We start from the raw sequence: 24939 nt of genomic DNA on the forward strand, positions 1-24939 counted from the left end.
AAATGACCGCACGACGAAGGACGTTGACGTGACCGACACCGCCATGCTGCCCGAGTCCTGGCGCGGGGTTCTGGGCGACGAACTGCAGCAGCCCTACTTCAAGGAGCTGACGGAGTTCGTCGAGGAGGAGCGGGCGAACGGCCCCGTCTACCCGCCGCGCGAGGAGGTGTTCGCCGCGCTGGAGGCGACGCCGTACGACAGCGTGAAGGTGCTCGTCCTCGGTCAGGACCCCTACCACGGCGAGGGCCAGGGGCACGGCCTGTGCTTCTCGGTGCGTCCCGGGGTGAAGACCCCGCCGTCCCTGCGGAACATCTACAAGGAGATGCAGCAGGAGCTCGGCACGCCGATCCCGGACAACGGCTATCTGATGCCGTGGGCGCGGCAGGGCGTCCTGCTGCTCAACGCGGTCCTCACGGTCCGCGCCGGTGAGGCGAACTCGCACAAGGGCAAGGGCTGGGAGAAGTTCACCGATGCGGTGATCCGCGCCGTGGCCGACCGGCCCGACCCGGCCGTCTTCGTCCTGTGGGGCAACTACGCGCAGAAGAAGCTCCCGCTCATCGACGAGACTCGGCACATCGTCGTCAAGGGCGCGCACCCCTCGCCGCTCTCGGCCAAGAAGTTCTTCGGCTCCAGCCCGTTCACCCAGATCAACGAGGCGGTGGCCCAGCAGGGCCACGAGCCGATCGACTGGACGATCCCGAACCTGGCCTGACCGCCCGCGCGGCCCGACCGCCCCGCCGGCCGCCAGGATGCCCTCCGGCCGCCGGGCCGGTTCCTGCGTGGACCGGCCCGGTGCCGCCTGACCCGGTTTGCCGCACCCTGCGGTTAGCGTCGTCGCAACGACGCAAGGAGGCCGAGGTGGCGGAGCGACAGGGGCAGACGGCGCCGGATGCCGTGCTGACGCGGATCGGGCAGGTCGTGATGCTGCACCACGGGGGAGACCGCGAGGAGGCCCGCAGCCGGCTGCTCGACCTGTGGACGGAGCTCGGTGAGGGCGGCGATCCGCTGCACCGCTGCACCCTCGCCCACTACCTGGCCGACACCCACGACGACCCGTTGGACGAACTCGCCTGGGATCTGCGGGCGCTCACGGCGGCGGAGGAGCACGCGGGGTCGGCCGGGGCCCGCGCGCTGTACCCGTCGCTGCATCTCAACCTCGCCGCGGACTACGTCAAGCTGGGCCGGGCCGAGGCCGCCCGCACCCATGTCCGCAGGGCGCGCAGGGCGGCCGTGGCCCTGGCGGACGACAGCTACGGGGACGGCGTGCGGGCGGCGATCAGCAGGATGGAGCTGAGGCTGGGGGAGGAGCGGGCCGACTGGGACCGGGACGGGAGCGGATGACGGGCAACTGTGCCGTCGAGGGAACGGATCACCGGGCAGCTGTGCCCGGCGAGCGGTGAGTGAAGGGCGACGAGTGCGCTAGGGCTCGCGGCGTGGCGTTCGCAGGCCGACGGCCACCGCACAGCCCTCGGTGACCCACCGTCCTGGGGCAGCCCTCCCCGACCCGCAGGTTGTGGACCGGCCGTCCCTCGGTCGCCGTCCGCAACCGTTCTCCGGGAACCGACCGCCCTCTTCCCCCCACGACCGTCCTCCGAGGACCGGCCCACCGCGGTCGCCCCCGTGACCGGCCTGCCTTTCCCCGCCCGTCGTGACCGGCCCTCCCGCGTCACCGGCCGTAGGCCTGCTCGCAGATCACCGCCTCGGGACTGTCTTCCCGCCAGCCCCCGTATGTCTCGCCGAGTGCGCACACGTCGGCGTTCCCGCGCACCTCAGCCGCCACGTCAGGGTTCTCCACGTGCGGCTGTGCGTGCCGCGGACGTTCCGGTCGGTCCGGCCGCGCGTGCGGGCGGGAACGGGAGCCCGTCGCCGGTCCGCCCGCAGCGGTCCGCGGCCGCGCGGCCGACGGGGCGGACGACTCCGGTTCGCGCGGCGGGCCGGCCATCTCCAGGGCCTCACGGGCCGGCGCCTGCACGACCTGCGTCCCCGCCCGGCCGTCCGGCTCCGGGACGGGCGGCTCCGGGACGGGCGGCCGGGCCGGGGCCGCGGTCGGACCGGGCGCGGCGGGATGCTGGACGCTCACGCATCCGGACAGCGCCGAGAAGGCGGCCATGGCGGCCAGAAGCGTCGCGGTGGTCGTCGTCGATCGATGCACCCGCGCAACTCTGGTGGTTCCGGAGGCCCGGGCGACAGCGGACGGGCGCAGGTTGCCCCGCACGGGTGATCTCGTGCCCCTTGCGAGGGAGCCAGGCCGCCCGTGCTGACGGTCATTCCCCCGTGGCGCCGTCGAGCCGCTCGCGGAGCAGGTCGGCGTGACCGTTGTGCCGGGCGTACTCCTCGATCATGTGCGTGTAGATCCACCGCAGGCTGAACGGCTCGTCGGTGGACCTGCTCTTCCCGTGGGAGAGCTCGTCGAGCGCGAAGCCGGCCGCGTTCTGCCGCGCCACCTCGATCTCGGCCTGCCAGACGGAGTGTGCCCGGTCCCAGGTGTCCTGCTCGGTGAGGTGGAACTCGCCGTCGGGATCGGCCTCGCTGTAGTAGATCGGGCCGGGGTCCTCGCCCACCAGGACCTTGCGGAACCAGCCGCGCTCCACTTCCGCCATGTGCCGCACCAGACCCATGAGGGACAGTTCGGACGGCGGCACCGACGCGGTGCGCAGCTGTGCGTCGCTGAGGCCCTCGCACTTCCACGCCAGCGTCTGCCGGTGGTAGTCGAGCCAGCCTTCCAGCATGGTGCGTTCGTCGGCGTCCTGGGCGGGTTCGGTGCGCTGGGTAGTCATCCTCGTATGGTCGTCCACCTCACCGCGGTCAGCCAAGTCGCCCCGGTCACGGACCGGCGGGCCGGCTCAGAAGGCGGGGTCGTATGCTGCCGGGCAGGCAAGCAGTGAAGGAGCTCCCGTGAAGGTCGGCTGCATCGGACTCGGAGACATCGCGCAGAAGGCGTACCTGCCGGTACTGGGCGCGGCGCCGGGGATCGAGCTCCACCTGCAGACCCGCACCCCGGCCACCCTCGACCGGGTCGCCGACACCCTCCGCGTGCCCCACGAGCAGCGTCACCGCGACCTCGACGCGCTCCTCGCCGCCGGCCTGGACGCGGCCTTCGTGCACGCGCCGACCGCCGCCCACCCCGAGATCGTCGCCCGGCTGCTGGAGGCCGGCGTCGCGACCTACGTCGACAAGCCCCTCGCCTACGAACTCGCCGACTCCGAACGGCTCGTGGAACTCGCGGAGGAGCGCGGCACGTCTCTCGCCGTCGGCTTCAACCGGCGCTTCGCGCCCGGCTACGCGCAGTGCGCCGACCATCCGCGTGAGCTGATCCTCATGCAGAAGAACCGGATCGGGCTGCCCGAGGAGCCGCGCGTGATGGTCCTCGACGACTTCATCCACGTCGTCGACACGCTGCGCTTCCTGGTGCCCGGCGCGGTCGACGACGTGACCGTGCGCGCCCGCGTCGAGGACGGACTGCTGCACCACGTGGTCCTCCAGCTCGCGGGTGACGGCTTCACCGCGCTGGGCGTGATGAACCGGCTCAGCGGTTCGAACGAGGAGATCCTGGAGGTGTCCGGACAGGACACCAAGCGGCAGGTCGTCAATCTCGCCGAGGTCGTCGACCACAAGGGGCAGCCGACCGTGCGCCGCCGCGGCGACTGGGTCCCGGTGGCCCGCCAGCGCGGCATCGAGCAGGCGGTGTTCGCGTTCCTCGACGCCGTGCGCGCTGGCAGGGTGCTCAGCGCCCGGGACGCGCTGGCGACTCATGAACTGTGCGAGCGGGTGGTCCGAGCGGTGCAGCAGCGGTCCGCCGGAGCCTGACCGTGCGCGCGCCCTCCGAGAGCGCCACGGCAGCGAGCACCAGCAGGGCCAGATGGACCGGCCAGTCCCCGTACCGCACGTACGGGGTGACGCCGTCGGCGAGCGGGACCTCGAAGACGGCCGTCGTGCTCGCCCCCGTGCCCAGCCAGGAGCCGACGCGCCAGCCGCTCGCGTCGTACACCGCCGAAACGCCGGTGAGGGTCGCATGGACGAAGGGCCGCCCCGTCTCGGCGGCGCGCAGCGCGCCCAGCGAGGCGTGCTGCGCGGGCGCCCAACTGTGCTGGAACGACGAGGTCGACGACTGGGCGACGACGACGTCCGCCCCGTCCTCGGCGAGGCGACGGCTCATGTCGGGGAACGCCGTCTCGAAGCACACCATCGGCCCCACGCGCAGCCCGGGGCCGGCGTGCATCAGGACCTGTCCGGCGCCGCGCCGCCGGTCCTCACCGGCCGCCTTGCCGACGGACGCGGCCCAGCCCAGCAGGGAACGGGCCGGTATGTACTCGCCGAACGGCACCAGCCGCATCTTGTCGTACCGGTCGCCGGTCGGACCGGCCGGGCCGACGAGGATCGAGCTCTTGTAGATGCCGGGCCGGTCGGAGCGGCGGGCGTCCACGTTGACGAGGATGTCCGCGCCGGTCGCGCGGGACAGCGTCGCGAGCCGCTCGCCGAGATCGGGCCGCTCGGCGAGGTCGTACCCGACACTGCTCTCGCCCCAGACGATCAGATCGACGTCCTGCCCGATCAACCGGCGGGTCAACTGCTCCTCGCGGTCGAAACGCAGGTCGGGCCCGTCGATCACCCCCGGTTGCACGACCGCGATCCGGGCCTGCCCCTCGCCGTCGGGACGCGGCGCCCACACCCAGGCGGCCGAAGCGGTGGCGGCGGTGACCACGAGCCCGGCGACGGCCGGCGCCCGGGACGCGGGCAGCGCGATCAGCACGGCCGCCGCCACGTTGACCGCCACGACCAGGAAGCTGAGCAGCCACACCCCGCCGACCGAGGCGAGCCGCAGAGCCGGCTCCACCTGCCACTGGCTGGCCCCGAGCATGCCCCACGGCCCGCCGAGCGCCTGCCAGGAGCGGACGAGCTCGACGGCCAGCCAGCCGGAGGGCAGGACGAGGAGCGCGCACAGCACACGGCCCCGGGTGGGGACGCCGTCGTCCGCCAGGAACCGGCGCACCAGCCAGCCCCACGGCGCCCACAGAGCGCCCAGCAGCGCGGCGATGACGAGCGTGAACACATGCAGGTCCGGCAGCAGCCAGTGGTGCATGGCCAGCATGAATCCGAACCCGCCGCTCCAGCCGTCGTACGCGGCCCGCCTGAACGTCGGCGCGGAGCGGATGAGCAGGATCCAGGGGACGAGCGCGAGATACGCCCACCACCACAGGCCCGGCGCCGGGAAGGCCGCCACGGGCAGCGCGCCCGCGAGGGCCGCCAAGGCCGTACGCCGCCGGGGGGAGGTGAGCCAGTGTCCGAGCGTCTTCATCGCACCTCCCTACCCGCGCTGAGCTCCAGTGTGCGCTCCGCGAACGATCTCGGACAGGGCACGTTCCGGACTTGGCCGAACACAACGCCCCACACCGACGGGACGCCCGGCAGCGACGGGATGCCCGGGATCGACACGACGCCCGGCAGCGACGGGATGCCCGGGATCGACACGAGCTCCGGGATCGACGGGATGCCCGGGATCGACACGACGTCCGGGCTCGATGGTGTGCCTCGGCTCGCAGTTCGCCGGCTTCGACCGGACGCTCGGTCTGGCTCAGCTCGGCTCGGCCCGTCGCGGCTCAACCGGACATGCGGCGCCACTTCTCCTGTACGGCCACTTCCCGCACCCGCCAGCCGTCGTGCGTGCGCAGCAGACCGAACGAGTACCGGCCCCCGCACACGAAGTCCGGCGCGCCGGGCGGCGCCCCGTTCTCTTCGGCAGCGAACCGCATCGGGTTGACGTAGTCGGCCTGTACCCGGGCGGTGTCGCCCGCGTCCTGCTCCAGGATGCCGAAGCGCACCCTACGGTTGACGATGAGGTGCTGCCGCATCGCGAACACCCGCAGATTGTCCGCGAGCCAGGAGGCGACACTCCCGGCATCCCCCTCGATGCCCCCGGCCGAGCGGTAGTCCGCCCGACCGTCCGGGGTGAACAGGTCGCGGTACGCCGACCAGTCCCCGTCGTCGACCGCCACCGCGTAGTCGGTGACCAACCCGTCGACGGCCAGCCGGTCCATCACGGCGGCGAGTTCCACACGCTGCGTCATGGGCCCGAGTGTTGGGCATGCGGGCTGCTCAGCCAAGGTCTGTGCCGGGATCGGTGCGGGCGGGGCGTAATTCGGTGGCCCGACGCACTGGCGGTCGGTCGGTCTGCTCCCGTGAACGAAGAGATCAAAACGAGGAAGACGCACGACCGGAACCACCGCGATGCCCAACCCGCGCAGCAGGAACCGAAGTTCCGCATCCGCGCGCTCCACACCGAGGCGACCGTCACCGTCTACCAGGCCTACCGCCCGGGCATCGGCGTCCCGGCGGCCCGCGACGGCCGCTTCTCGCCGGCCTGGAGCCGGGAGCGCATGACGTGGATCAAGCCCAGCTTTCTGTGGATGATGTACCGCTGCGGGTGGGGTCTGAAGGAGGGGCAGGAGACTGTCCTGGCGATCGAGATCAGCCGGGAGGGGTTCGAGTGGGCGCTGCGGCACGCGTGTCTGTCGCACTACGTTCCGGAGCTGCACGGCGACCAGGGCGACTGGAAGCGGCAGTTGCGGCGGGCGCCGGCGCGGGTGCAGTGGGATCCGGAGCGGGATCTGCATCTCAACCCCCTTCCGCACCGGTCTCTTCAGCTGGGGCTCGCGGGGGAGGCGACCGTGCGGTATGCGGACGAGTGGATCGTCGGGATCGAGGATGTGACACCGCTGGCCCAAGAGGTTCACGCTCATGTGCGGGCGGGTGAACCGGAGCGGGCGGCCGCGCTGTTGCCGGCGGAACGGCCGTATCCGGTGGCCGAGGATGTGCTGAACCATCTGCGGCGACAGGTCCGCGGGTCGAGTTCAGTGGTGACCGGTACCGGTCGGGAAGGCGGCCTCTGACTCACCTGGCCTGCCGCGCAGCCCGCAGCACGGCGTCCGCCACGGTGAGGAACAGCACGGGGTCCGGCATGCTGGAGACCGGCTCCCGCACCGGCTTGCGCTCACCGGTGACCACCACGCAGATGGTCGATCCCATCAGTTCGACCTCGCTGATCCTCTTCCAGTCCAGGACCGTGCCCCCGTGCTCGAGTCCGGCCAAGCTCACCGTGAACGGTCCGAACTCCACGCGCGCACCGGTCTGCAACAACTCGGCGAGTTCGGCCAGTCGGGCCGTGGCGTCCTCTTCCGCGATCCGGTTCTGGACAGCGGCCCAACCGTTCGCGATCAGGGAGCCGATTTCCTGCGCCCCGGGTGTGTCACCCGACACCATGAAGTTACCGGCCGGCATCTGGACGTACACGGAATGGGTGGTGGACATTTTGACCCCGTTGCGTACGAGGTCCGTCGCGTGTCGCTGACATCCGGTGATCTCGTCCCAGGCTCCGGCGATCGGTGGCTGTGAACCGTACTGGTAGACGACGCCACGGTCGAAAACGGCACACCAGGCAACCGGTCTGAACCGTGCGGCCAGCGGGACGGCGATCGCCCCGAGGAAGGAGCCCCCGCCGAGGATGATGAAGAGGATCGCGTTCGTCCACTCACTCTCACCGCTGATGACGAAGACCATCATCACGCAGAAAGCCGTGACCAGCAGGAGCATGAACGAGCCCCACCAGGCAACCGAACTGGTCTGTGCGCGAAAGGCGTACCGGGCGGCGCCGAGCTGCCGCTGCGCCGCCGTGCCCGGCACGGTCGCCGGGATCTCGTCCCACAGGTTTCGAGCCGCCATCGTCACTCCCACCGCGCTGCTGTTCCCCAACAGGCCTGTCAACAAGGTGAGTTGACGATCCCGAATGTCACGCGATGCTACGGCGTCTGGCTGGAAACCGGTAGATGGCTGTCGTGCCTCGACGGCGGGTGACTTGTCGTAGGATTCCCGCCGGTGGCCGAAGCAGCCTGGGGGGCGTACATGGAGAAGCCCGACGACCGCATCGCCTCCGTCCTGCGCTTCGCCGCTGAACTCGTCGCCTGGGTCACCACTCCGTGGGCCTTGTCGACGTACTCATGGCCGCTCGCCGTCCTGGCCGTGGTGGTACTGGTCGGCCTGCCGACCGTTTTCTCCACTCCGGGGGACAAGACACAGGTGATCGTTCCTGTCCCCGGTGCTGTCACCATCCTGCTCGTGCTGCTGCAACTCGCCGCTGCCACGATCGCCGCGTGGGTGGTAGTGCCCGGCTATGCGGCAGTCCTCGTGTCCCTCCTCGTGGTCACCACCCTCGTGACGGAACGCCGACGCTGGCGGTGGCTGCTCTCCACGGCCCGACACGCGGCTGAGTAGGGCGCACCGCGAGACCTGCGTGACACCGTTCAGGACACACGTTGATCATTCCCGTGGACCGTTGTCGCCAGGTCCCTTGCCCGCATCAACTCCAGCGTTCCCGTCGCGGACCTGGGGATTCACGGAACTGCGGCGAGAACCTTGAATCCCCCCACCTCGGGCTAGGTGAAGGGACAGACCTGCTCGCTGAAGTCTTTCACCAGTCTTTGCGGAGCGTATGAGGCGACCGCGTATGAGAGACTCGGCGGCCAGCTCGCCAAGCCGGAAGGGTCGCTTGCAGTGTCGGACGCCGCGCCGCTTCCGGTTCATCTCGACCGGGTGGTGGAGGGACTCGCGAAGAACCCCGCGCTACCGCCCGAGCTCATCCGCCGCCTCTTCGCCCACCGCAACGGCCTTGGCAGCGTTGCCAAGCGCCCGGACCTCACCGACGACATGATCGCCGAGATCATCGCCGTCGACGACCACTGGCTCGTGCACTCGCTCGCGCTCAACCGCAGCCTCCCGCATGCCTTTCGGGGCGAGCAGTTCGTCACCGGCGGGGTACTCCTGTTCCTGTGGGAGAAGCCGGGCCGCTGAGTCCAGTTCACCGCTGCTGACGAATGCGTGGATCTCGTGGGCGAGCGGGGTCACGTCACTGATGGACGCGGTCCACTCGTTCGCGTAACGCGACGATGCCTCGCCCGAGAGCCCGAGTTGCAGCGAGCGGTGCGGCAGGGGACGCAGGCGCAGGCCGCGTTCGGGATCCCACTGGAGACGGGCCGGTGCGCACTTGAGGTCACGCTGTCAGGTGCCGAGATCGGGATGCAGGCCTGCGGACGTAACTCGACAGGCAGGCGTGGCTCAGCGCCCAGTCGAAGCCGTCGCGAGTGATCTCGACGGCAAGGACGGTCTCCTGCCCGGTGCTCGTGCCCCAGTTGGAGCGGTACATCATCCACAGGAAACTGGGCGTAATCCACGTCGTCCGGTCAGGCTTCCACGCGTCCGGAAAACGGCCGTCGCGGACGGCGGGCAGTCCGATTTCAGGGGAGTACGCCTGGTGGACGGTGATCGTGGATGCCGTGTGAAGCGCTCGGATCCTGTGGTGCGGTTCCTCCATGGCGTACAGCGCGGAGTCGGTCAGGTCAGGAGGCCACCGATTTTCGACGGCCGCTCGTCGCGACGGGCCCAAGAAGGTGCCCGGCCTCGGTGCTCCTCCCGGGACTGCAACTCCATCGATTTCACATTGTGCAGACTGTTGCGTATCAAGCAATGACCGGGCCATGATTGCCGCGCTTGACGCGGTATTCGACCTCGTTGCCGCCCCGCCGTGCTCCAGGGGGGACGGAGCAATCACGGGGCGTTCCACTCTCCTCAAGGGAGGCCAGATGACACCACGCAGGGGAAGACGGCTCAGTCTGTCGGCGGTACTGAGCGCGCTCGCAGCGCTGCTGATCGCGAGCCTCGTCGGGCTGTGGCCGCCCCAGGATGCGACGGCGGCGGGCACGGACGGGAAGGCCGTGGCGGCCCAGCTGCAGCACTGGCCCGCTCCGGTCGCCGAAAAGCTCGGCCAGGTCATCGAAGAGCACGCCAACCAGGGTGCGTACGCGGTCTTCGACGCCGACAACACCACTTACCGGTACGACCTCGAGGAGTCGCTGCTCCCCTACTTGGAGATGAAGGGGAAGCTCAAGCGCTCGACGATGGACCGGTCCCTGAGGCTCATCCCCTTCAAGGACACGAAGAACCATCAGGAGAGTCTCTACAGCTACTACAACCGGCTCTGCGAGATCGACGACCAGGTCTGCTACCCCTGGGTCGCCCAGATCTTCTCCGGATTCACGCTGAAGCAGCTCAAGGGGTACGTCGACGACCTGCTCGCATACGGCAAGCCCATCCCGGCCGAGTACTACGTCGGTGACCAGCTGACGAAGACCCAGGTGCAGCCACCGCAGTTCTACCGGGGCATGCAGGAGCTGTACCACGCCCTGCGGGACAACGGCATCGAGGTCTACGTCGTCAGCGCCGCCAGTGAAGAGTTGGTCCGGGACGTGCTGTCCGACCCCAAACACGGCTACGGCGCCAAGCCGCAGAACGTCATCGGCGTCTCCATGCTGCTCAAGGACCCGGTCACCGGGAATCTCACCACCGCCCGCAAGGAGATCGCCGAGGGCCGCTACGACCCGCGCGAGCTCGCGAACGACAAGTTGACCCCGACCCTGTGGGCCCCGCTGACCTGGTTCCAGGGCAAGCCCGCCGCCATAAACACGTATATCGACCAGTGGCGCAAGCCGATTCTGGTCGCGGGCGACACCCCGGTCAGCGACGGCCCCATGCTCTTCCAGTCCACCGACGTGGAACACGGCGGGACCCGGATCTGGGTCAACCGCAAGGACAAGTACCTTACGCAGATCCAGGACATGCAGAAGGCGAACGCGGCCCGGCAGGAGGAGCTCGGCCAGCAGGTCACAGCCGACAAGAACTGGCTCGTGGTCAAGCCGGATGAGATCCGCTGACGTACAGCCGCAGCACGCGGGTCTGGTCGGTGCGACGGCCGTGCTCGGCGCACCGCCCAGGTTCGCGGTCCCAGGACCGCATGGAAACAGTGACCGACAAGAGGCCCAGGGGCAGGCGAATATGAACCTGCCTCCGTCGGGTAGGTGCTCGTGGCCGGGCCGATCATGGCGGTGAGGATGCCTCGCCTGCGGTCCGTCCGTGCTGGTGTTGGTCGGCCTGCCGACCGTCTTCACCGTCGTCCGCGCCCAGATGCTCAAGCGCCAGATGGTCGGTCGCGCAGGTTCCAGCTTCTTCGCAGGCGTGATCGATGGCGCGGACAGTCGCGTACTCCGAGGTGCCGCGCCTTCAGATGGCTGAGTAATGTGCACCGCGTGTCGAGTGAGGAAGTGATGCAGGACGGGGCCCACCGTCGGGTGGTACGGATCGGTGAGACGGTCCGCAGGCCCGTCCAGCCGTGGACGCCCACCGTCCATGCACTGCTCCGGCACCTGGCGGCGGTCGGCTTCGCCTATGCGCCGCAGCCGCTGGGAATCGACGACCAGGGGCGTGAGGTCCTTACCTACATCGAGGGTGACTCCGGTGCGGCGGGCTGGGCCAAGGTCGTGGACGGCCAAGGATTGAGGAACTTCGCCCGGCTGTTGCGCGACTACCACGATGCGTGCAGGAGCTTTTCGCCTCCGCCGGGCGCGAGCTGGTCCACGGACGCGGGCGACCCGGGTGACGACGAGGTCATCTGCCACGGGGACTTCGGTCCCTGGAACGTCATCTGGCAGGGTGTCCAGCCGGTGGGAATCATCGACTGGGACTTCGCCCGCCCGGCACCACGCATGCACGACGTGGCCTACGCCTTGGAGTACGTCGCCCCGTTCCGTGACGATGCCGATTGCATGCGCCGGCTGCACTATCCGACGCCGCCCGACCGCCGTTCGCGACTGGAGGACTTCTGCAGCGCGTACGGCCTCGACTCGACCGCAGGGATCGTCGACGCCGTCATTGCCAGACAGCAAGACACTGCCAACCTCGTGCGCCGCCTGGCCGAGCAGGGGCACGAGCCCCAGGCCACCTGGGCTGCCAATGGGTTCCTGACCGAACTCGACGACAGGATCGACTGGAGCAAGACGCACCGGCATCTGATCGAGTAGCCAATCCGCCTGCCGCCCTGACCTCTGGCTGCCAGCGAGCGGCGAATCGGCCCTGGGTCCGTTTCTACCGACCTGCGGGGCCAAAGGTTCTTCGTGGCCCCGGGATGGCTTGCACAGGTCAGCAGTGACGAGAACGGGGTAGCCGTGAACTTCGGCGCACTCCCTGGTCCGCTGCGCGCACCGGCTGCACAAAGGGTTGTGAACGCGGCTTGACATGGATCATCAAGCCGCGCTCATATCCTCTTCGAGGAAGGTGACGTGGCAGAGGTCAGTCGCCGAGCGCAGGGTAACGTGCCCCGTGGGACGTTGCGTGCGCTGTGACTCAATGACAAAGATCAGCCCAACAGAGCCGCAATGGCTTGGCTTTGGGATCCGCAGCAGCCCGACATGGATTGACTGGCGCATACACTCCCTGGCATTAGAAGCGTTGTGACGGGGGTCTGTATGTCGTTCAAACGGGGCCGCTCCTTCCTGCCAGCGGCTGCCGCTGGTGCTGTGCTGGTTCTTGTCGGGGGATGTTCGGCACCGGCGGGTGGCGCGGATGCCCGATCCGGGGAGTCGTCCCGCACTCCGAGAGCATCGTCGAAACGTGTGCAGCCTCTGAAAGCCGCAGAACTGGCTGCCGCGCTCCCTGTAGAGGGGACCTTGCCGGGCTACCGGGTCACCGGTGCGCCCAGGTCGAGAACCGGCGGTAGCACGTCAGACGCTGGTGCAAAGCCTGAGGTGTGCCGTCCGCTCTGGGATGCACGCGTCGGCGCCTCTGCCACCTCGGCAGCCTGGGCTTCGGTCGCGATAGTCCCTTCCGATGCCGCCCTGCAGACCGAGAGGCTGACCTTTGCCAGCTACGGTCCCGAACAGGCAGACGCCTACTTCGCTTCCCTCGAAAAAGCCCTGGATTCTTGCGCGTCGCTTTCCTTCCTGAGCTCCTACGGCGATCGCGCGACAGCGGAGATCGAACAACTGGCCAACCCGATCGTGGCGGGCTACGTCTCTGTGAGTTTCCGGATGCACTGGAGTTTCGATCGCGACGGGTTCAAGTCGGACACCTATTCCTTGATTACGACTCTGCGCACAGGCGACGCTACCGTTACCGTCATGGCCGACAGTAGCGTCGGCAGCCAACTCTCGGCGTCGCAGAAGAGCGCCTTCATGCCGCAGCCGGACCCGGACATGCTGAAGTCGCAAGCCGACAAGCTCCGTGAAGCGCAGACCCGGGCTGCTGAGTGATCGTCGTGCGCCGGCTGCGCCATGTCAGGAACGAGCACCCGAAGGGGCCGAGCCTCCTCGGGAAAGGTCTGCGAACAACGCTTGACATGGATCAAGCCCAGCTTCCTGTGAATGATGTACCGCTGCGGGTGGGGCCTGAAGGAGGGGCAGGAGACCGTCCTGGCCGTGGAGATGCGACGGGACGGCTTCGAGTGGGCGTTGCGCCATGCGTGCCTCTCGCACTACGTGCCGGAGCTGCACGCCGACTAGGCGGACTGGAAGCGGGAGCTGAAGCGGTCGCCGGCACGGGTTCAGTGGGATCCGGAGCGGGATCTGCGACTGCAGCCCTTGCCGCACCGGTCACTGCAGTTGGGCCTCGCGGGTGAGGCGACCGTGCGGTACGCGGACGAGTGGATCGTCGGCATCGAGGATGTGACGCCGCTGGCACGGGAGATCCACGGTCATGTGCGCGCCGGTGACCTGGACGCGGCGACCGCATTGCTGCCGGAGGAGCGTCCGTATCCGGTGGCGGAGGCTGTGCTGGCCCGCCTGCGGCGATAGGTGCGCGGCCGCGCTCCGTCCTGACGGACCTCTTCATGACCGGTGCCCCGGTACTCGTCCAGAGGGCAGGTGTCGCGTGCCATGATCAGCGGATGGGCGAGTACTCCTGGCCTTCCGAGAACGGCTGGTGCCAGGCGACCGGTGCCGAGGCGGCCTGGGCCGAGACGGTTCGTTCTCTGCCCGTCGGCACGCCGATCGCCGGTGAGGTGATCGGCAGACAGCCCTTCGGCGCCTTCCTCTCCATAGATGGTCGCCCTGAAGCCGTTGGCCTGGCCAGAGTCGACAGGATGCCCAGGTGCAGGGAACTGCCGACCGTGGGACAGCTCGTCGCCGGCGAGGTGGTCTGGCACGCCGAGCACAATCATCAGGTGGGCGTCATGCTTCGCGAGTGGGCTGAGCACGAGGACCTGCTGCCCCGGTTCGTGGAGTGTGTCGGCCAGGTCGTCACCGGACACGTCACGAAGATCGCGCCGATCGGATTCTTCGTACGCCTCGCCGACTGTGTGGAAGGGCTTGTTCCCCTCACCGAGGAGGTCGCGGACCTCGCAGAGAGCGTCCGCGAAGGCCAGGCCGTGTCGGTGCTGATCGTCGATGTCGACCTCGACGGCCGCCGTGTTCGGTTGTCTGCCGAAGGCGTCGGCTGAGACCTGCCTGACGTTGCGTCTGTGCAACGGCCTCCGAGGTCTCTTTCGTGCTGCGGGAGCCACCCGCCTGAGGCCGCCCCCACTCCACCCCGACGTCCTCTCCCGACAGACGTGCGCGGGGCCGCGTGTCCGGTCCGGCCGCCGCCGTTCGGATCACCCGGGGCGACCCTTCAGGTGATTGCCGGACGCCCGGTGAGCCGGGCAGCCACCGCTGGGGTACGACGCCTCAGCAGAGGGCGAGCCCAGAACGCCGTGAGGAGCTTGGTGATGTTCGCAGCAGTCCGGCGGTACGAAGGAGTGACCGATCCGGCCGAGGCCGCACGTCTCGTGAATGAGGGGTTCGTGCCGCTCATGCGGCAGGTCTCCGGCTTCGTGGCCTACTACTGGATCGACGCGGGGGACGGAGTGATGGTCTCGACCAGCGTCTTCCAGGACCGGGCCGGCGCCGACGAGTCGATCTCGAGGGCCGCGGACTTCGTACGGGACAGCCTCGCCTCGCTGCTCCCCAACCCTCCCCAGGTCATGGCCGGCGAGGTGGTGGCGTCCGCCTGACAGCGTTCGGGCCGGCCACATGAGACGGCCTTGACGGCTGTACCGGCCTGGCAAGTGCCCACATGGTCGCCCCCGCCCTTCACAGCCCGATGTGCCGCCGAACGACGCAGACGAGCGGTCGCGCGGGAAAGTTTTGGAAGAACTCGGGCTCCGCTGTCGATTCGGCCACGGCCCGTTCGACATCCTGACGTAGGGCGCATCGCCGTACGAGGAGGCGACAGGACCTGATGAGGAAGCACATGGATCAGCTGCTGCGAGTGCAGAACTTCACCGTCTCGAGCGACGGCGTCGCCGCCGGCGAGGACCAGAGTCTGGAGCGGCCCTTCGGCCACGACGTCGATCCGGGAAAGCTCTTCGCCTGGGCCGGCGCCACGGCGAGCTGGCCCAACCGCACCGAGCCCGGAGGAAGCCGGGGCCTCGACGACTACTTCGCCCGGGACTTCAGCCACAACATCGGCGCCGAGATCATGGGCCGCAACAAGTTCGGACCCCAGCGCGGTCCGTGGCAGGACCACGAGTGGCGCGGTTGGTGGGGTGACGAGCCGCCCTTCCACACGCCGGTGTTCGTCCTGACCCACCACAAGCGTCCATCGTTCACGCTCTCCGACACCACGTTCCATTTCGTGGACGGCGACCCCGTCACCGTTCTCGCTGCGGCACGGGAGGCCGCGCAGGGCAAGGACGTCCGGCTCGGCGGCGGCGTGACCACCGTCCGGGAGTTCCTCGACGCCGGCCTCGTCGACACCATGCATGTGGCCGTCGCACCGGTGAAGCTCGGCGGCGGGCTCCGCCTCTGGGACTCGCCCGAACAGCTGCTGGACCGGTTCCACATGGACGTCGTGCCGAGCCCGAGCGGAGTGACGCATCACCTGTTCTGGCGCAAATGACAGAAAGGGTTGTGAACGAGGCCTGACGTGGATCAAGCCCAGCTTCCTGTGGATGATGGGGCCACGTCACGGCCTTCACCCGGCAAGGGGGGCTCTGCCCCTGCCCCTGCCCCTGGCCGGTCTCTACTCCACGTCGATGCCGAAGTCCTGCACGAGTTCCTCCAGGCCGCCCGTGTATCCCTTCCCGCCCAGGACGAAGTCCCAGTCCCCGCTCGACCTTCGGCGGAAAGAACCGAGTACCAAGGCGGTTTCGCGCGGCCGGCCGTCGGAGACCTCGAGTCGTCCCAGCTCAGCCAGTCCGGGGTCCAGGAGTCGGATGCATGCGTCGGTGAAACCGGAGAGGTCGGCGTTCGGGTTGACCTCCGGGTCGATGGCCGCCACGAGTACGAACCGGTCAGCCTCATCGGGCAGCCCGTCGAACGAGACACAGATCGCGGCCTTGTCAGGTGCAGTGGCCGGAAGAACACGCACCGAGCCGTCCGGCGTCTGCGGGTTGTTGAAGAAGACGAAGTGATCGTCACTGAGAACCCGGTTGCCACGGCAGACGAGAGCACACACGTCCAGGGCGACGCTTCCGGTCCACGACATCCCCAGGACGTTGTAATCGTCGGGCAGCCGAGAGTCCGGCCTCGAGGACGATCTCTGCGATGGGACTTGGCGGTCTCGGTCGCCCAGCCGCCCGTGCAGCCCATGACGATGGAGCAGGTCGACGAGTTCAGGGCCCGAGACGAGTTCCAGTGGCTTGCCGTTGGCGAAGGTGTGTGAGCCGGGGCCGAACCCCGACGTCGTCACGAGGACACCCTTGTTGGCGCCGGCGTCCTGCACGGTTCCGTACAAGTCACGCACGGCGGTGGGCGGCACCGTGTTGCGGTAGCGCTTTACCTGCACGACGATCTTGCCGCCTCGGATCGGCGCCGGATCCAGCGCGTCGACGTCCACACCACCATCGCCTGAGCGCTGGGTGGTCACCGCCTGCATCCCCATGGCACGGAAGAGATCGGCAACGAGGTTCTCGAAGGCGATCGGGTCCATGGCGAACAGATCAGGTTCCTCGTCGCCGCCGTGGGCGACGACGCGATTCCCGACGTCCTGCGGCCGTCTGTTCGGCCGCACGGGTGTGAGTTGGTCCGGTCGCGCCGAGAGCTGCCCGCGCAGCGCGTCGGCCAGGCAACTGCCCGCGTCGACCTGCGCCAGATGTAAGTCACGGAACGAAGAGCGCGAGGCCATGACGGTCGCCAGGACGATATGACCCGCTCGGCCCGTCGTCGGGTCATGCCCGTCGACGAACCCGTTCAGGACCACCGACTCGAGCGCGCCCAGCTCATCCGCGCCGAACAGCTCGTGCAGGACAAGCAGCATGCACTGAGCCAGAACCTCCCTGTACAGCGCACGCCGCTGGCCTACCGGGCGGGGGGTCTCCTTGTCCTGGTCGACCCCGGACATGTACCGGACGGCCTTGACCTCCGGCACGATGCCGTAAGCGGGCAACTCCCAATCGAGCACCAGTTGCCGGGCTGTCTGGTCGTAGGCGGCAGCCACCTGACGTGGGAAATCCTCCGGCCATACCGTCGAGGCGTACAGGGCGGCAGAGAAGTACTCGATCACGGAGTCGGGATCCTGGCGCCTCACGCCTTCGGACATCGCGCCGATGCCGGCGTTGTGCCGCCGTACATCAGCCAGCTGGGTATCGACCCACTGCTGGTACTCCCGCTGATACGAGGCCAGTTGTCGCTGTCGCTGAACTTCCGCGGCCTGGGCCGTCTGCCAGTCACGCTCGAAACGCGCTCGCGCTTCGGCCTGCGCCTGGGCCCTGCGACTCGCGGTCCAGCCGCTCTGCGTCTGGTAGTGATGGAAGTCCGGCATGGGAACCGGCTGTGCCAAGGGACCTGGAGCGAAGGGCTGGACGTCCTCAGCTCGTAGGAGAGAGGCGGCTCTGAAGGGCGGAGCCTGGCAGCCTGAGGCAAGAAGACCCTGCAACGACCCGACTTGCGCGTCCAGTTCCTCCGTGCGCCGTAGAGCCTCCGCCTGCCGGTATTCGCGGTGACTCTGGGCCGCTCGCCGCTGGTAGGCCCGTTCCTGCTGTTCCTGCTGTCTCCGCCGTCTGGCTTCGGCTTCCTGCTGGCGCTGCTGCTGCCGTTGCATCTCGGCCCAGACGCCGACAGAACCAGTAGAGCGACGACTCATGTGCTGTAGGCCCTCCCCAGGATGGGGGCAGCCGCAAGGTGCTTTGGTTGTCCCCGCAACCGGTTGTCACGAGACGACTCTATCCAGCAATCGGTGTCTCGCACATCCACTCGTCGGAGGTCACCTGCTCGGTCCGTCCCCGCAGGTCAACGTGACTCAAGAGTAACCACTGCCGTGCCGGGGCGCAGTACTCGAACCGTCGCTTTCGCCAAGCTACGGCACCCCCGTGCGCACCGACGAAGAAAGCGCTGTGAACGCCGATCGACATGGATCAACGAGCCGCGTTCACAGACCGACTGCGCGTCAGGCCTTGCTCACAGCCCGTTCGGTATCGGGGTCGTCGGAAAAGGAACCACGGTCGGGTGCTCTCCGTCCTACGATCGCTCGCATGCTGATGCGTCGGACGTTACGGATGATCGTCGTGCTCGCTGTGACCCTCGCCGGAGCGATCGGGGGTGGCGTGGGGACGGCACAGGCCGAGGGGAGCCGGTCCTCGTACGACCGGCAGCTGTTGTTCTACAACCACTCCTACGGAGTCCTCGACCGGGAGACCGCCGACGCCATCGAACACTCCGGCTATCTCGCGGACTTCGCCGACTTCCAGGTCCGCACCACGACCGGGACCGGCGGACAGACCTGGACCGGCCGCTATCTGATGGGCCGCGAGACCTATCTGGAACTGTTCGGAGTCGGTGACGTCGCCGGGCAGGACGGCACCCTCGGCTCCGCCGGGCTCGGGCTGTCGACCGAACGAGCGGGAGACCTGGAGACGGTCACCGAGCGTCTGCGGAGCGAGGGGGTCGCCGATCCCGTCGCCTTCCTCCAGACCCGGGACTTCGGCGACGGTGTGCCCGTGCCGTGGTTCGACGCCGTCCTCACGACCACCGAGTACGACACCTTCGGGGCCTGGGCGATGGAATACCGGCCGGAGTACTTCGCCGACCCCCGCGGCCACACCGAGCCGGCGAGTTCTCCCGGTGACGTCGGCCGGGAGCGCTATCTCTCCGACGGCTACCTCACCCACCTGATGCGTGACGTGACCTCCGTACGGATCGCGGTCACCGAGGGCGATCTCGCCGACACCCTGCCGCTGCTCCGGGCCGGTGGGTTCGCCGTCCGGACGGCGACGGGCGGTGGCGTCGTCGCGGAGCGGGGTGGCACCACGATCCGGCTCGACGCCGTCCCGCGTGACCAGGCGGGCTTGCGGCAGGTCGACATGGCGCTCAACCGGCCCGTGCAGCAACGGCACATCGAGCGGATCGGTCACTCCACCCTGACCGTCGGTCCCGGCAGCCATGCCGTGTGGACGTTCACCGGCAACGTCGACGAGATCCCCGGGAGCCCCGGCCCGACGAGGACGCCCACCGGGTGAGGGAGGATGCCGTGTGACCTCTTCCCTGCGGTTCTTCTTCGAGGCCGGCGTGGACACTCCGCTGTGGCCGGTGGACATGCACAGCGAGTACGGCTACCCCGTCCACCTGCGGCGGCTGCCGGTAAGCCCGGCGCTCAGGACGGAGCTGGCCAGGCTGTCCGAGTGGTATCAGTCGTCGATCGACTGGTCCTGTCCGTCGGATCCGTCGCCGTGGTCGGACGAGGAACGTGAGCTCTTCAAGCAGCAGGCGCAGGCGGCCCTGGCGGCTCTGCGGCGTGAGCTGGGCGCAGGATGGACGGTGCACGACGAGAGCCTCCTCTGATCCGACGTGGGCCGAGTGCGACGGCTCAGAGGGTCGCTGGGCGGGGGCTCGACCGGGTGCGCTGCTGCCCGGGGAAGCGTCCGTGCCGGCCGGCTGAGCGAGCTCCGGTCCATCCGCGGGATTGTGTGCGCGGGGTCGCCCGCCGGTGGCGAGGTCCGCCGACGACCGTCCCGTTGCCGACGGTAACCCGGCTGTCGGACGCTCGCCGACGGGCATGCCTCCGTGCGGGCTCTCGACCACCAGGGGCAACGAACCCTCGGCGAGGCAGTAGTGGCCGGGGAAGCAGTCGACGTGGAGATGGCCGCCGTCCTGTGCGGTGGCCATCGCCCGAAGGTATCGAGGGCAGAGGGGAGTCAGGCCGCCTTGACCATTTCGCCGCGGATCGCCGAGGCCCACTCGACCACCAACAGCTCGTACTCCGCCCGCTCCTGGGTCGACAGCGACCCGCCGGCGCGCATCCAGAGCGCCCGGATCCGCTCGTTCACCTCGGCAGCGGACCGCACGGAACCAGGGGAGACAGAAGTGGGGGACATGCGCCAAGCCTAGGCGCAAGCACTGACACTGCGCTACCGGACGGCTACGCCCGCCGATATGGGCTTGGTCACGGTTGATCGATCAACCGGGCCCTGTCCGCGGCGAGTTCACCCGACCTCGCCGCTTCATGTCCCGCGCCGCGCGCCCCGACCCACCAGACTCGGCCCGGTCCGACCCGGTCCAGTTCGACCGGCCCGACCTGACCCGGCCCGAGCAGCCCGGCCTGGTCCGTCGGGCGCGTCAGCCACCCGACTCCGCCGCGTGTGGGCTCAGCGCGCCCGTCGTGACCAGGGCGATGATGACGATGCCGAGGACGACGCGGTAGTAGACGAAGGGCATGAACGACTTGGTGCTGATGAACTTCATGAACGAAACTATGTCGACGTGTCCTGAGCGGCTTTGACCTGCTGGTTTCCATCACTTTTCAAGATCGAATGGTAGAGCAGTGGGAGATGGCGCCTTTCCAGTGCCCTCCCTCGCCGACCACGAACGGCGCAGCCACCTGCTTTGCAGCGAATCGGCAATCTCCTGCTCCATGGGCAGGGCAACGTGCGAGTGGAGACCTTCCATGTCGGCGACCTCGTGGCCCCATGCGGGTCTCCACGGCGATGCGACTGTGTCGATCTTCATCCAGCCACTCCTTGCCGCCGTGACGAAGCAGGTACAGCCGCTTTCCGGCGTTTGTGGGCGCGGGGAACCGGCCCCTGACCCGCGGCCAAACTGTCCAACAAGGCACTGGCCGCGGTGCGCGCCTCGGTCGCTCACCAGCCCGGATGAGATCTTCGGCAAGGGGCAGGATGCATGAGGCCGACTGGGACGATGAGGACGACAACGTGCCCCGGATGGGCTGATCGGCACGTGAAGAGCTGTGCCGCGGTGACCTGCGTGCCCTGGCGGGCGCCGGAGGCGCTCCAGCGGTCACCGCACCCCAGCGGGCGCTGGCCGCGTTTCTGCGTCTGCCCGCCGGGTGATCCCCGCACCGGGGCACCGCTGTTGTGGCACTCGTGCCCGTACGGGGCGGTGTAGCCGGTGGTCGGGTGCATGGTCGCCTCAGGTTGATGTCGGTGCCGTCGGCTAGCGTGCGAGGTATGCGCTACTTCAATACGGCCGGGCCGTGCGTCCCCACGCGTCACTACATGGTGCCGGCCCAGGAGCGGCTGCCCAGGGCCCGCAGGTACATCGAGCAGGGCCAGTACTTCGTGGTGCACGCGCCACGGCAGACCGGGAAGACGACGGTGCTGGCGGCGATGGCCCTGGAACTGACGGCCTCGGGCCGGTACGCGGCGCTGCACTTCTCGTGCGAGAGCGCGGAGGTGGCCGGGGAGGACTACGGCCAGGCCGAGCTGCTGGTGCTGGAGGCGATTCGGCGGTCCGCGGAGTCCGCTGGGCTTCCTGATGAGCTGGTGCCCCCCGCCTTCTGGCCCGACGCGGTGCCCGGGTCCAGGCTCACGCGGGGGCTGACTGAGTGGGTGCGGAGCTGTCCGCGTCCGCTGGTGCTGTTCTTCGACGAGATCGACGCGCTGCGGGGGGGGGAGAGCCTGCGCAGTGTGCTGCGCCAGTTGCGCGACGGCTTCACTGTCAGCCGTGGCGGCTTCCCGCATGCGGTGGTGCTGTGCGGGCTGCGGGATGTGCGTGACTACAAGGCGGCCTCGGGCGGGGATCCGGGGCGCCTTGGTACGTCGAGTCCGTTCAACATCAAGGTGGCGTCGCTGCGGTTGGGTGACTTCACCGAGGCCGAGGTCGCCGAGCTGTACGGGCAGCACACCACGCAGACGGGCCAGGATGTCACGGTGGATGCGCTGGAGCGTGCCTTCGGCTTTACCCAGGGACAGCCGTGGCTGGTCAACGCGCTGGCCCGGGAGGTCGTCGAGGAGTTGGGGGTGGTGTCGGACACGCCGATCACGGCCGGGCACATGGAGGAGGCGAAGGAGCGGCTGATCCTGGCGCGTGCGACGCATTTGGACTCGCTGGCCGCCAGGTTGGGTGAGGACCGGGTGCGGCGGGTGATCCAGCCGGTGATCGCGGGCGAGCTGCTCCTGCCGACGGACACGTACGACGACGATCTGGCGTACGTGCGCGACCTGGGGTTGGTCGCTCCGGACGCGCCGGTGCGGGTGGCCAATCCGATCTACCAGGAGGTCATTGTCCGGGTCCTGGGAAACGACACGGAGGGCCAGGTCGTCGCCGCCCCGAGCAGCTTCCGGCTGCCGGACGGCCGGATCGACATGGGGACAAGCTGCTGTGCTCCTCCGCCGAGTTCTGGCGGGAGAACGGCGAGATCCTGGCCACCGCCTCGACCTACCCGGAGGCGGCAGCACAGCTGGTGATGATGGCCTACCTGCACCCCCGGACGACCTGAAGGCCGGCATCACCCTCACCGGCCGGCACGAGAAGAAGGTCCACCAGGCGGTCCTGAACCACGAGGGCCAGATCAACGTCCTGGGCCGCCCCTGGCGTACCCCGATCACCGCCGCCAGGGCCGCGACCGGCAGCAACAAGATCGACGGCTGGGATTTCTGGCGTCTGACCATCGCCGGTGTGGAGCAAACCCTCGCCGAGTTCCGCACCACGCACTTCCCGCCACCCGCACCAGCCTGAACGCCGCGGGCGAGGCATGGGAACGCCAAGGACAAGGTGCGAGGGCAACGCCCGCGGCAGTCACGGGACTTCCTTGGCCCCCGCCCTGTCCGTGCCGAGATTCTCGTCCGTGCAGGTCAGGCCGCATGCTGGTACTCGTGGAGGTGCCGCCGAGGCGGTCGCGTCGTCTCGTCGTATGTCGAGGTGGGCGATGGCGTCCGGGGACGCACCGGGTTTCTGGAGGAGTTGCGCGGGCCCGGACCAACTGGTCCGGGCCCGCGCAACGCGATGCCGTGCTTCAACCACGTCCTACTCCGGAGGCGGCGTCACCAGCTTCGTAGCGCTGGGGTCGACGTCCGCAGCACAGGCCAGGGTCGGCAGGTCGCGGTCGAGCAGGCCGTTCATTTCGATGGCCGCCCGGCTGAGCAGGTGGGCGGCCTGGACGGACTGGCCGTCGGCGACGGCGGCGTAGAACCGGGCGGCATAGGTGATGGCGTCGACGTCGCCGATGGTGTCGGACATGCCGATGGCGAAGGGCACGGTGTCGACCAGCTTCCCGGTCTGGGCCGCAGAGTGGCAGGAGTTGAGCAGGACCAGCAGCGGCTTGTCGTCCACGGCGGCGATGGCCCGGGCGAAGGCGCCGGCGCTGACGATGGCACCTTCGTGGAAGCCGTCCTCGCCTTTCTCGAATGCGATCAGGTCCTGCGTGCTGTGACCGGAGAAGTGCACGACGTGGGGACGGAACCGGGTCAGCGCGTCCAGGAAGACGTCCGCCGTCGCGGCCGGGTGGAGATCCAGGTCGACAAGGTCTCGATGGGTGGCACTCTGCACGGCCGCACGAATCCTCTGCTGCTCCTGGCCGACTCGCAGATCACCGGCGGAGGCGGCCGCCAGCAGCAGCACCCGCAGTTTCTCCGGCTTCGGGGCCCGCAGTTCCCTCATCACCATGCGCACCTCGCCCTCCGTCGCCGTCAGGCGGCTCTCGATCTTCTGCTGCTCAGCTGCGGCACGCCGCTGCGTCTTCTGCTGTTCACGCTGGCGAGCCTTCTCCGCGGCCGCCCGCTCGGCCTGTTCCGCTTTCGCCAGCTTGGCCGAAAGGTCAGCTGCCTCTTTGGAGAGCTTGCCCACATTGGCGCTCCACGTGCTGGCATCCTGGCCCGCCTTGTTGGCCTCGTTCTCGTACCGCTGGGCAGCACGCAGCTTGCTGTTGACGGTGCTCTGGCTGCTCGCCTTGGCGGCGGCCGATCGCTCCTTTGTGGCCTTCGCGCGCTTGTCGGCTTCCTTCTTGCGGAACTCGCCGACCTTCTTCTCCGCGTCAGCGCGAGCCTTGTTCTTCCTGTCCAGCTGGCTCCGGTAGTAACTGGCGTTCATGGAGGTGCCCTTCTGCGGTTCCCGTTTAGCCAGGTTATGGCCTCCCGCTGACAAGGCTTCGTCTGCCATGACAGCGTTCGAGCGGGACGGGGCAAAGGGTTCCGAGGGGCGGAAGCGTTCGGGCAGGCTAGACAGCAGCCAAGCCCAGGCCTGAAGGTTCTTGCTTCTCACGTTCACACGTTGGAAGCGTCCGTGGAAGGCTGGCACTTCCTCATAGAGGGTCTCGGAGACGAGGAGTGCGCACTCGGATTGCGGCTCGCGCAGCGCATCTGAGCCGACGAGCCGATTGACACGCTCCACGCTCTCCCCAGCAAAACCGTACCTCCCCGTAACGACGGCTCCTGAGTCCATCGCGACTCTCAGGCGCATGGTGTGCCCCTGTTCAAGGGCGTGCCGAAGCGCTTGGGCGAGGCCCTCGGCGAATCCAGGTACAGCCCTTGCTTCGTCTGCCCCCGGGGGCAGGAGGATGAGGACGCCATCGCCTTGGTCGTGGCGGACGCACGCGTCAGGCTCGACCCCCGCCGCTTGTATCGCATGGCGAAGAGCACCATCAAGATTCTCGTGCCATGACTGTCGCGAAGCCGCGGTCATCGCCGCGAACCCCACGGTGTCGACGGCGATACACACCCTGCGGATCGCTGGCGCCGCACCATTTTGGAAACGCAGACCAGTGATCATCCTGTTGGGATGGGACGGCGGCGCGTAGCCGATGACGCATTCCTCGAGCGGGGCTGGCCCGGCAGGCTTCTCGTCGTCGTCCACGGCCACAACGAAACCTGCGACAAAGGAATCACCCGACAACCCCAGATGGTGCTCGGTCTGTGTGAAA

General features: G+C 68.7%; 26 protein-coding genes and 4 pseudogenes. 18 read left to right on the forward strand and 12 right to left on the reverse strand.

The annotated features are described in order from the left end of the window. The first annotated feature begins 28 nt into the window (after positions 1-28). Positions 29-712, forward strand: coding sequence for a uracil-DNA glycosylase (gene ung, locus OHS82_RS35210; protein WP_057580632.1), 684 nt, complete (start codon positions 29-31; stop codon positions 710-712). Positions 713-858: 146 nt separating this feature from the next. After that, a complete protein-coding gene (locus OHS82_RS35215; RefSeq protein ID WP_057580633.1) occupies positions 859-1341 on the forward strand; it encodes a hypothetical protein in 483 nt (160 codons plus the stop codon). A 325-nt stretch (positions 1342-1666) separates the two neighbouring features. On the opposite strand, the gene OHS82_RS35220 is transcribed toward OHS82_RS35215, so the two are convergent. After that, entirely contained in the window at positions 1667-2152 is a 486-nt protein-coding gene (locus OHS82_RS35220; RefSeq protein ID WP_063894280.1) for a hypothetical protein, read from the reverse strand. Between the two features lie 112 nt (positions 2153-2264). Continuing rightward, positions 2265-2777 carry a DinB family protein gene (locus OHS82_RS35225; RefSeq protein ID WP_057580634.1) on the reverse strand — a complete coding sequence of 171 codons (513 nt, stop codon included), beginning with the start codon at positions 2775-2777 and terminating at the stop codon, positions 2265-2267. A 118-nt stretch (positions 2778-2895) separates the two neighbouring features. On the opposite strand from OHS82_RS35225, the gene OHS82_RS35230 reads away from it, so the two are divergent. Beyond that, complete coding sequence (locus tag OHS82_RS35230; protein ID WP_057580635.1) at positions 2896-3807, forward strand: Gfo/Idh/MocA family protein; 912 nt, start codon at positions 2896-2898, stop codon at positions 3805-3807. On the opposite strand, the gene lnt is transcribed toward OHS82_RS35230, so the two are convergent. Together lnt and OHS82_RS35240 are read right to left on the reverse strand one after the other, a co-directional pair. Continuing rightward, positions 3725-5296 (reverse strand): apolipoprotein N-acyltransferase, encoded by a 1572-nt coding sequence (gene lnt / locus OHS82_RS35235; RefSeq protein ID WP_328435207.1) that lies wholly within the window; start codon positions 5294-5296, stop codon positions 3725-3727. The genes OHS82_RS35230 and lnt overlap by 83 nt on opposite strands. 301 nt (positions 5297-5597) lie before the next feature. After that, on the reverse strand, positions 5598-6065 hold the full coding sequence (locus tag OHS82_RS35240) for a nuclear transport factor 2 family protein (protein ID WP_057580637.1): 468 nt from the start codon (positions 6063-6065) through the stop codon (positions 5598-5600). Between the two features lie 111 nt (positions 6066-6176). Here OHS82_RS35240 and OHS82_RS35245 point away from each other — a divergent pair, with 111 nt between their 5' ends. Further along, positions 6177-6887 carry a DUF4291 domain-containing protein gene (locus OHS82_RS35245; protein WP_370444159.1) on the forward strand — a complete coding sequence of 237 codons (711 nt, stop codon included), beginning with the start codon at positions 6177-6179 and terminating at the stop codon, positions 6885-6887. Between the two features lies 1 nt (position 6888). On the opposite strand, the gene OHS82_RS35250 is transcribed toward OHS82_RS35245, so the two are convergent. Next, positions 6889-7716, reverse strand: a complete 828-nt coding sequence (locus tag OHS82_RS35250) for a DUF6585 family protein (protein WP_057580638.1) — start codon at positions 7714-7716, stop codon at positions 6889-6891. A gap of 180 nt (positions 7717-7896) precedes the next feature. Here OHS82_RS35250 and OHS82_RS35255 point away from each other — a divergent pair, with 180 nt between their 5' ends. Together OHS82_RS35255 and OHS82_RS35260 are read left to right on the forward strand one after the other, a co-directional pair. Next, a complete protein-coding gene (locus tag OHS82_RS35255) occupies positions 7897-8265 on the forward strand; it encodes a hypothetical protein (protein WP_057580912.1) in 369 nt (122 codons plus the stop codon). A gap of 165 nt (positions 8266-8430) precedes the next feature. Then, positions 8431-8841, forward strand: a complete 411-nt coding sequence (locus OHS82_RS35260) for a hypothetical protein (protein ID WP_242433236.1) — start codon at positions 8431-8433, stop codon at positions 8839-8841. Here OHS82_RS35260 and OHS82_RS35265 read toward each other — a convergent pair. Next, positions 8782-9361, reverse strand: a pseudogene (locus OHS82_RS35265) (DUF4291 domain-containing protein); the annotation flags it as partial. The gene OHS82_RS35260 and the pseudogene OHS82_RS35265 sit on opposite strands and share 60 nt — an antisense overlap. A 268-nt stretch (positions 9362-9629) precedes the next feature. Here OHS82_RS35265 and OHS82_RS35270 point away from each other — a divergent pair. The 8 genes and pseudogenes from OHS82_RS35270 to OHS82_RS35305 all read left to right on the forward strand — a co-directional run bounded on the left by OHS82_RS35270 (position 9630) and on the right by OHS82_RS35305 (position 15750). Continuing rightward, a complete protein-coding gene (locus tag OHS82_RS35270) occupies positions 9630-10757 on the forward strand; it encodes an HAD family hydrolase (protein ID WP_242433217.1) in 1128 nt (375 codons plus the stop codon). A gap of 199 nt (positions 10758-10956) precedes the next feature. After that, positions 10957-11115, forward strand: a complete 159-nt coding sequence (locus OHS82_RS35275; protein ID WP_157876383.1) for a hypothetical protein — start codon at positions 10957-10959, stop codon at positions 11113-11115. A 32-nt stretch (positions 11116-11147) separates the two neighbouring features. After that, entirely contained in the window at positions 11148-11900 is a 753-nt protein-coding gene (locus OHS82_RS35280; RefSeq protein ID WP_057580639.1) for an aminoglycoside phosphotransferase family protein, read from the forward strand. A gap of 591 nt (positions 11901-12491) precedes the next feature. Next, positions 12492-13127 carry a hypothetical protein gene (locus OHS82_RS35285; RefSeq protein ID WP_328435208.1) on the forward strand — a complete coding sequence of 212 codons (636 nt, stop codon included), beginning with the start codon at positions 12492-12494 and terminating at the stop codon, positions 13125-13127. 78 nt (positions 13128-13205) lie between these two features. After that, positions 13206-13667: pseudogene (locus OHS82_RS35290) on the forward strand (DUF4291 domain-containing protein); the annotation flags it as partial. A gap of 35 nt (positions 13668-13702) precedes the next feature. Then, the gene (locus OHS82_RS35295) at positions 13703-14311 is read left to right on the forward strand and encodes a S1 RNA-binding domain-containing protein (RefSeq protein WP_328435209.1); all 609 of its coding nucleotides are present in this window, start codon (positions 13703-13705) and stop codon (positions 14309-14311) included. 267 nt (positions 14312-14578) lie between these two features. Next, positions 14579-14863 carry a hypothetical protein gene (locus OHS82_RS35300; protein ID WP_057580643.1) on the forward strand — a complete coding sequence of 95 codons (285 nt, stop codon included), beginning with the start codon at positions 14579-14581 and terminating at the stop codon, positions 14861-14863. 239 nt (positions 14864-15102) lie between these two features. Further along, on the forward strand, positions 15103-15750 hold the full coding sequence (locus OHS82_RS35305; RefSeq protein ID WP_057580644.1) for a dihydrofolate reductase family protein: 648 nt from the start codon (positions 15103-15105) through the stop codon (positions 15748-15750). Positions 15751-15873: 123 nt separating this feature from the next. On the opposite strand, the gene OHS82_RS35310 is transcribed toward OHS82_RS35305, so the two are convergent. After that, positions 15874-17934, reverse strand: a complete 2061-nt coding sequence (locus OHS82_RS35310; protein WP_199863831.1) for a restriction endonuclease — start codon at positions 17932-17934, stop codon at positions 15874-15876. Between the two features lie 412 nt (positions 17935-18346). On the opposite strand from OHS82_RS35310, the gene OHS82_RS35315 reads away from it, so the two are divergent. Together OHS82_RS35315 and OHS82_RS35320 are read left to right on the forward strand one after the other, a co-directional pair. Continuing rightward, positions 18347-19306 carry a DUF5829 family protein gene (locus OHS82_RS35315; protein ID WP_328436143.1) on the forward strand — a complete coding sequence of 320 codons (960 nt, stop codon included), beginning with the start codon at positions 18347-18349 and terminating at the stop codon, positions 19304-19306. Between the two features lie 13 nt (positions 19307-19319). Continuing rightward, a complete protein-coding gene (locus OHS82_RS35320; RefSeq protein ID WP_057580647.1) occupies positions 19320-19628 on the forward strand; it encodes a hypothetical protein in 309 nt (102 codons plus the stop codon). 237 nt (positions 19629-19865) lie between these two features. Here the strand turns inward: OHS82_RS35320 and OHS82_RS43605 are convergent. The 4 genes and pseudogenes from OHS82_RS43605 to OHS82_RS35335 form a co-directional block, all read right to left on the reverse strand. Next, positions 19866-20024 (reverse strand): annotated as a pseudogene (locus OHS82_RS43605) (Imm32 family immunity protein); the annotation flags it as partial. Then, positions 19982-20161, reverse strand: coding sequence for a hypothetical protein (locus OHS82_RS35325; RefSeq protein WP_079041382.1), 180 nt, complete (start codon positions 20159-20161; stop codon positions 19982-19984). The pseudogene OHS82_RS43605 and the gene OHS82_RS35325, both read right to left, overlap by 43 nt. 241 nt (positions 20162-20402) lie before the next feature. Next, positions 20403-20540: pseudogene (locus tag OHS82_RS35330) on the reverse strand (undecaprenyl-diphosphatase); the annotation flags it as partial. 39 nt (positions 20541-20579) lie between these two features. After that, positions 20580-20792: a hypothetical protein gene (locus tag OHS82_RS35335; RefSeq protein ID WP_328435210.1), complete on the reverse strand. Its 213-nt coding sequence runs from the start codon at positions 20790-20792 to the stop codon at positions 20580-20582. 458 nt (positions 20793-21250) lie between these two features. Between OHS82_RS35335 and OHS82_RS35340 the strand changes: the two genes are divergently transcribed. Continuing rightward, positions 21251-22489, forward strand: a complete 1239-nt coding sequence (locus OHS82_RS35340; protein ID WP_328435211.1) for an ATP-binding protein — start codon at positions 21251-21253, stop codon at positions 22487-22489. Next, positions 22404-22760, forward strand: a complete 357-nt coding sequence (locus OHS82_RS35345) for a hypothetical protein (protein WP_328435212.1) — start codon at positions 22404-22406, stop codon at positions 22758-22760. Before OHS82_RS35340 ends, OHS82_RS35345 begins: the two co-directional genes overlap by 86 nt. Before the next feature lie 288 nt (positions 22761-23048). Here the strand turns inward: OHS82_RS35345 and OHS82_RS35350 are convergent, their stop codons facing one another. Further along, positions 23049-24872: a hypothetical protein gene (locus OHS82_RS35350; RefSeq protein ID WP_328435213.1), complete on the reverse strand. Its 1824-nt coding sequence runs from the start codon at positions 24870-24872 to the stop codon at positions 23049-23051. Positions 24873-24939 lie beyond the last annotated feature (67 nt).

The organism is Streptomyces sp. NBC_00425 (assembly GCF_036030735.1).
In the GTDB taxonomy this organism is placed as follows: domain Bacteria; phylum Actinomycetota; class Actinomycetes; order Streptomycetales; family Streptomycetaceae; genus Streptomyces.